The sequence below is a fragment of the Thalassoroseus pseudoceratinae genome, from assembly GCF_011634775.1.
In the GTDB taxonomy this organism is placed as follows: domain Bacteria; phylum Planctomycetota; class Planctomycetia; order Planctomycetales; family Planctomycetaceae; genus Thalassoroseus; species Thalassoroseus pseudoceratinae.
In genome coordinates this window covers 25,552-32,289 of the sequence record NZ_JAALXT010000014.1, presented here as the reverse complement: position 1 = coordinate 32,289, position 6,738 = coordinate 25,552, and the positions used below count along the sequence as shown (strand labels likewise).

The 6,738-nt window shown below is 52.4% G+C and carries 10 protein-coding genes; all 10 read right to left on the bottom strand.

From position 1 onward, the window contains the following. Nucleotides 1–227: 227 nt before the first annotated feature. The gene (locus G6R38_RS27690; protein ID WP_166832123.1) at nt 228–620 is read right to left on the bottom strand and encodes a DUF4288 domain-containing protein; all 393 of its coding nucleotides are present in this window, start codon (nt 618–620) and stop codon (nt 228–230) included. 169 nt (nt 621–789) lie between these two features. Beyond that, entirely contained in the window at nt 790–1,104 is a 315-nt protein-coding gene (locus G6R38_RS27685; RefSeq protein ID WP_166832121.1) for a hypothetical protein, read from the bottom strand. A gap of 132 nt (nt 1,105–1,236) precedes the next feature. Then, nucleotides 1,237–1,707: an SMI1/KNR4 family protein gene (locus G6R38_RS27680; RefSeq protein WP_166832119.1), complete on the bottom strand. Its 471-nt coding sequence runs from the start codon at nt 1,705–1,707 to the stop codon at nt 1,237–1,239. A 582-nt stretch (nt 1,708–2,289) separates the two neighbouring features. Further along, nucleotides 2,290–2,619: a hypothetical protein gene (locus tag G6R38_RS27675; RefSeq protein WP_166832117.1), complete on the bottom strand. Its 330-nt coding sequence runs from the start codon at nt 2,617–2,619 to the stop codon at nt 2,290–2,292. Nucleotides 2,620–2,791: 172 nt separating this feature from the next. After that, nucleotides 2,792–3,436, bottom strand: coding sequence for a hypothetical protein (locus G6R38_RS27670; protein WP_166832115.1), 645 nt, complete (start codon nt 3,434–3,436; stop codon nt 2,792–2,794). Between the two features lie 124 nt (nt 3,437–3,560). Beyond that, complete coding sequence (locus tag G6R38_RS27665; RefSeq protein ID WP_166832113.1) at nt 3,561–4,262, bottom strand: hypothetical protein; 702 nt, start codon at nt 4,260–4,262, stop codon at nt 3,561–3,563. After that, nucleotides 4,259–4,897 carry a hypothetical protein gene (locus tag G6R38_RS27660; protein ID WP_166832111.1) on the bottom strand — a complete coding sequence of 213 codons (639 nt, stop codon included), beginning with the start codon at nt 4,895–4,897 and terminating at the stop codon, nt 4,259–4,261. Before G6R38_RS27660 ends, G6R38_RS27665 begins: the two co-directional genes overlap by 4 nt. 24 nt (nt 4,898–4,921) lie before the next feature. Next, complete coding sequence (locus G6R38_RS27655) at nt 4,922–5,344, bottom strand: hypothetical protein (RefSeq protein WP_166832109.1); 423 nt, start codon at nt 5,342–5,344, stop codon at nt 4,922–4,924. A gap of 100 nt (nt 5,345–5,444) precedes the next feature. After that, entirely contained in the window at nt 5,445–6,065 is a 621-nt protein-coding gene (locus G6R38_RS27650) for a DUF4272 domain-containing protein (protein WP_166832107.1), read from the bottom strand. Nucleotides 6,066–6,179: 114 nt separating this feature from the next. Beyond that, the gene (locus G6R38_RS27645; protein ID WP_166832105.1) at nt 6,180–6,734 is read right to left on the bottom strand and encodes a hypothetical protein; all 555 of its coding nucleotides are present in this window, start codon (nt 6,732–6,734) and stop codon (nt 6,180–6,182) included. Between the last annotated feature and the right edge of the window lie 4 nt (nt 6,735–6,738).

The following is a 6,738-nucleotide window of genomic DNA, read 5'->3' as shown; positions in this document are numbered from 1 at the left end:
AATCCGACTCTTTACCGAGTATGCCAGATGCAGAGACCGAAGCAGTCAGGACGCCTAGGTCTTCAGTACCGCCAGTGACAGACTCGCCGTCGTTGATCGTGACCTTGAGACCAACCATTGGTGAGGGCCTAACGTTTGAGATAACCGGGTGGCGACGGTTGACGTTGAATTCAAATTCGGCGTGAATCGCCACTCCGGTTCACGCTGTTGTTATGCCGCGTATTCGATCATTGTGACAGGTTAGGACCATCCCAGCCGTCATCCGAATCGGTGAACAAATCAAGGCGATTCTTAGAGCGAATCATATCATCAATGGCAGACTTATTGTCCATCAGCGATTGTCGAACAGTAATTTGAGTGCCATCTTTCGGTGTGTCTTGGATGGAATCAAGCGCGTGAATGCCGCGATATTTCATCGTGACGATTTCGCCATCTGAATTGCGGTATCGATAATCAAGTGATGGCCCAAGTTCGAGGGCACGGGCATACGCCGCATCAGGAGAATCGGCGCGGATCAAGTACGTTTCGATTTGCGCGACAATTCGTGGGTCGTTCTCGACCGTGATTTCGAGAACGAGTTCTGCGGCAAACCATTTGTCCCAGTCGGATTCGGTGGCCATTCATTTTGCGGTTTGGTTTAGCGGCATAACGTCTGCCGTAACCGGGCACGAACGGAAGACTTTGATTTCAGTTGCCGCGTGAATGAGTGCTCCGGTTCACGGCTTTGTTATCCGACGGCTCTGTCACATCGGTTTGCGTGGTGCATTCTGTACAGAACCGCCGTGTCATTCACGACAGAAAATGCCGTGGCCTCAGACCAAATAAACCGAGAACTGTCACAGAGCACAAGAATGAACCGCTGACACAGAGCAGCCCAACAATCCAGTGTGTGCCTGCGGCTTCACAAGCGATCGCGATGACCACAAATGCGATTGCCTGAAGGAACGCAAGGGCAGCAAGCCAAATTTGCCAGGGTTTGGGATTCGGAATCGCTTCGGCTTCGCTTTGGCTGCCTTTTCGTCTTGCACGAATCGCGTTCGGCAGGAACATGAGGACAAGTCCCAGCAACAAAAATGTCAGGATGCCGATTTCGTGATCGTCCATATCGTTCCTCTGCTGTTAGTGAATTGAGAATTGGGCAACTGTGTGTCGGATAACGGCAGGGTTCAGCGGGGCCGCGCGAACGACTCACCACTCCAATAAACTCAACTCACGGCCTCCGATGCAACCCATTGGTTACTCGTCTGTTTTAGTCGCAAGTTGATCGCGAATGAATGACCCAAATCCATCATAAATTTGAGACCAAACATAAGGCGCATCTGCGGGCTCTTCCGAGTATTCGTGGTTCCAGTACCAGACCGGCAATTCGCCGTTCTCGTCGGGGTGATAGGTGTCAAGGCAGAAAAGACTACCGCCCCAATCGCTTGCAACCGGAATCATGATCTTGCGCGCAATTGATGGGATAAACGAGCCCAGTTCCTCGATCTTGGCGCGGAGGTCGAGATAATCGGATCGGTCAACACCGAATAGCCGGATAGACCCGATAGCACCGCCGTTGATCTTAGAGACAAATTCCTTGTAGCTCGGCGGAAGTTGGTTGTCTAGCTCAGCATCAAGTTTGGCAACTGACACTGTGGTCGCGCCCTCGCGTATCGCCTCCGCCTCCGATCGGATCGCGTCGAACATCGCATCAGTGAAGTGCTTCATTTAGAAAGTTGGGCGTGGAAGGTTATTCAGTCGTGTAACGGTGGCGATCAGCAGGCCGGGAGTGCTGGCTTTCCATTCGTGAAACCTTGCAAGCCCGGCTCCATTGCATCGCATGGTTCGCCGCTATTCGTGTACTGAGTGTTGGGATTCGTCGTCACCGATAAACTCGTGCTGCAAGCGGTCAAGAACGGGAACTAAGAGAGGCCGCAGGTGATCACGGTATTTTTCGATCGGTTGATCGAGCTTTGAGGGCTTGGTCTCCAAAACAAACGAAAAAAGTGAATGGCATGCGCGCAGCAAATTATACGCGTTTTGATACCAGTACGCGACATATCGCCATTCCGAATAGATTCTCAGCTCTGGATGTTGTACGGGGTCTGTGGTTGTACCAATTGGGTGAACAGCACGATCGCGGAAACTGTATGTGTCTTTGAGCAAGGGAATGATTTGTTTAAGAGTGGCGGCGTCAATTCGGAAAGCACGCCTGAGTACCTCGCTAACTTGCTTGTGTCGCGCGGTGCGTTTTTCGCGCCAAGTATCAACTAGATCGCTCGGCAGGTTCACCCTGTCACGTAAGTTTGTCTAAAGAGCATCGACAGCGGTAGCGCAAGCGACGATCGCTTGCATTCCGGCACAGAACTCGGTTTGAAGGGCTAAGCCCTTTCGCTCCGCGTCGTCTGTGGCGTGGGCGTCGCGTGTCTCAAAGCTAGCGTCTTTTGCTGCCAGACCGTGCGTGATAGCAATGTCGAGCCAGTATGGCGACATATCAAGAGCGACCGCGAGGGTGAGGTTGCTTGTTGCAACGGAACCATCGGCATTGAGTTGCAAGCTGAACTCAGAAATATCAATGCGCATCCCTTTGGTGAGGAACACGCCCTGAGTAGATTCGCTCGGTTCATCATCAGACGTCATTGCCGCACCTTGCGTTTAGAATCAAACGTATTGACGTGTTAGACGTTGTTGACACTTAGAGGTTCGCTTTCTGTGTCGGCGAACGGTAGGGTTCAGCGGGGCCGCGCTAACGACTTGCCACTTCAAAAACGTTGACTCGCGGCCTCCGTTGCAACCCATGGTTCTCCGCCGTTCAGTGCGTGTAGGGCGAGGGACGCCCTTTGACGTTCTCAAAATGGTGAGGACGACAGAAAACGCTGTGTTTTACACGACCGCGATCGCAAACATCACGCTTACACGATACGGAATCTGATTCGGGACCAAGAAACTCGTAAAAGTTTCGGTCCTCGGACCATGGCTCTTCGTTCTCGTGTCCGTCTAATTGCGGGAATGGTTCGGGGGCATCCAGCAAGTCGGCCACAAATGAGTGGATGTACCACTCGGTGGTTTGAATGTACATCGAATCGTTGTCTACAATGACCGTGTCAATGGAAGACGAGTCAAGGAATCCACCGTCGACCGTGGCGGCGTGTTTTGCGAGCCAATCGCGAGCGTTGGTTGAAAGTGGAGACGCATTGGTCATGTACGAAGCCGCAGATTCCTCCGCATTTGAATCAGGATGAAACCAAGAGGCGAGGTCGCGACGGTCCGGTTCAGCGATGTACGGCTGAAGAACGGACGAGTAGCGAAACACGAACGCAACAAATGCGTTCAGATCCGGAAACTCAGAACGCCGCCACACACCCAAGTGTATAGCAAAATCAGCATCACGATCTACGGCGTGGCATTGGGTGAACAGCGGACGCTGATCGAGAAACTTTTGAATCTGTGTTGACATCAAAGTCACGTATTATGGGCGTCAGTCGGGGAACGCCCGCAATCACCGGGCACGAGAGGTTGACTGTGAATTCACAGCACGCCGGAGCGAGTGCTCCGGTGCATTGCATTGTTATGTCGTCATTTCATCTAAGTCGGCCTTGGTAATCAACGTACCATCGACCTTTGACACGTTTGAGTCCTGCGTGTTCAATCCCAACGTCATCCTTTTCTTCCATGCGAATCGCGATACGCGCGGTGTCGCCTTTTACGGTTACCGACTCGAGCGTTACGACCTTTGCCTGTTTTAGATTGTTAAGCCAGTTTTCGCGTTTCAGCTCGACGAATAGTTTCAGTACTGCAGACAAGAACTGAGCCTTCTTTTTGACAATCGCTGACACCTTGGGGGCAATTGTGGGCTGTTTTTCACGCGGAAGCTTTTTCATTTCTTCAACAAGAAGATCAAGCTGTTCAGCGTCAACGTGTTTCTTCGCAAGATCAGCCCCATCTGGACCAAGCATGCCAAGATGCGTGGCCATTGTGAGAGAGCCAACGAGGAAATCCCGCGATTCATCCGTCAGAACCTTAAACGCTGCTTCCCAGTCGTCTTTCTTGACTGCTGCGTGGAAAGAGCTAAAAGCAGCTTCCGGAGTCGCAGCTCCACGGGCGGACGCGACCTCTTTAGGTGAGCTTGGAGCTTCTTCTGCGGATGCGTTCGCCGCTGCATGAATTGAGACGACAATTACGAAAAGCGTTGTGAGGGCCAGCTTTGTCATGAGATTCTTTGCGACATAACGTTGGCGTTGACCGGGCGACGCCAATGTGGTGTCCACTTCAATCCGTCTCATGCGTCGCTCCGGTCCAACGCATGGTTCGCCGCTTCTTCCGTCCAGCTTCTCAGTTTGGACTTGGCCCAAAAAAACCTTTGGTCGTGATCCAGCACCATGGCTTCGCCAGACTCGTATACGAATATGATATCGCTGAGGTTGTCGAAGAAACACTTGCATTTCGAGTCTCCTGAATAGGTCGCTGAGAACTCTCGAACACGTTGGATCGCCGTTCGGGAGTGACAAACAATTGGAGTGCGGTCAAAAGTGCAATAGTCGTCAGGAATGATCACAACACGTCCGGTCGGTGAGAATCCTGTGTGTTCGAGTAGTCGTTTGTAGATCGAATCGTCATCATCCCAAACACCACCACGATCCTCCAGCCCAAGATCCGGCGGCGCCTCCAAGTAAGGATTCGGTTCGCAAGAAAAGTCCGCGAAATAATCTGTCGCCCACGACATTGCCGTGACGAGGTCGTAAACACCCATTGGGCGGTCAAGATGCACTGTCGCGCGTGATTCTGGAAAGAACTTCCGAATCAATCGTCTTGTTTCAGCTACTTCGGGAGTATTCCAATCCAAGAGGACTCTCTCCGTCGGCGAACGGCGGTCATCACCGAGGACCGCCAATGTGGAATCCATTTGTGAACGCGCCATGCGGTCCTTCGGTGGATGACATGGTTATCCGCCAATTCGGGTCAAGAACACGAGTAAACTAGAGTCTCCGTTCCAGAATGCAAATCGACCATCCTTCAGTTGAGCGCATCGGTAGCACTCTTGCCCCTGCATTGGGTCATGGATCTCATATTCCGGTGCGGGTGGCGACCAATAGGTTTCGATGAAGTGGTCACCGTCGATTGTCCACGTATTCGGTGACGGCCCATCAAAGCCATTCGGCGTTCGGTAAGTGCCGTCCCCGAGAAAAATGTAATCAGGTGTACCATCGTCGCTTCGGCTGATGCTGCTTTTCCATTCCCCAATCAGGAATGTTGGGTCAATAGAGTCGAGCAACTCGCACTCGGCGCGTTGCGCCACCCATTCGCGAATTTGTGCGGCGTACTCGGCATCAGAGTCTTTGTGATCGACAGGGCGGTGTTCAGCCATGGCCATCAATTCAGTCGGATAACGTCCGTGTTCACCGGGTCGCGACGGTGGACTATGACTTCAGGAAACGCGCCGGTCGCGACTCCGGCGCAACACATTGTTATGTGTCAGTCGTTACAGCGTCCCAATCCTCAGTTCCGTTGAGCCACTCAAACGCGTAATGACGTTGGAAAAGAACATCGTACACCAAATCATCAGGCATTGCATTTCTGCGATATGCTTGTCGTGCGTAGCAGTGCAGATTGTAGATTCGATCGTCTTCGGCAAGGATTTCGGCTGGCGGCCGAAGATCAGCCGAGGACACAAATGGATCTACTGGCTCACCGAGTACGGGCATGATCTCATCAACCAGTCTCGCGGTATCGCAAGTTTGAGTTGGTAGACCTAATGATTCGATCTGTCGGATCGACCATAAAAGGGCCCATTGAGCTTCTTGACGCCAACGGGCATCACTACGTTCTTTGTCGGACCGTTCGTCTGCACAGAGAAATGCTTTTTCTTTGGATGAGACTTGGTCCCATAAGTCCTGGTCTTTCAACCAATCAATAACAGGCTCAGCGTCGACCTCGTAGCCGACGGCGGCGACACACTGGAGGATGATCGTGCGGACGGCGACCTCATGGGCGTTGCGTTTGCACGCCTCGTTGTGGACTTCAACAGGCGGTACCGTATCGTCCACGCAGACGTCGTGAGACGCGGCCCATTCCTTTGTGCTGGTCATACGCGGTCCTGTGACACATAACGACCGGCATAACCGGGCCGCCGCGGTTGACGCTCCACTCGAAAAACGCGCGATCGGCGACTCCGCGTTCATGCCATTGTTATCCGACGATTGTCAGCTCGCGCCTATGAACATCTCTGAGTCGTTGTTGACAACCGTTGTCAGTGATTCGACCAATTCTTCGTGTAGTTCGTCCAGTTCGCCAAACGCATCAGCATCAAGATCACGAATCGCGTCCAATAATGCCTTACATTCAGCGTTTGAAAGCCAACCGAAAAGACATCCGTCGTGGTCTATTTCAATGCCACGAAATGGGCGTCCCGATTTGATGTGGCCCAGAAGCAAAACCGTCTCATCGGAAACGTGAGATTTTGCAGTGGCGATGTAGTCTTCCCAAGCGCCGTAGTGTTTCCAATCGTCAATTGCAAGATACTCAGGTTGGAGCCCAAAGTGTTTTGCAAGCGGTTCGACAACGTAGTTCCAACAGCCCGGTTCTTTTGCCGGTGGAGTATCAATCAGGATCATGCTCTTGGCATATTCACGGCGATCTTCATCGTCAGCATCGTACTCCGCCACGACGGCGTCGAATGCCGTCTGATTCTGGGAAGCGATGGCGTCGCGAATCGGATCAAGCGACTTTACCGAAAAGGCGTAGGTTCGAGTTGACATTGAT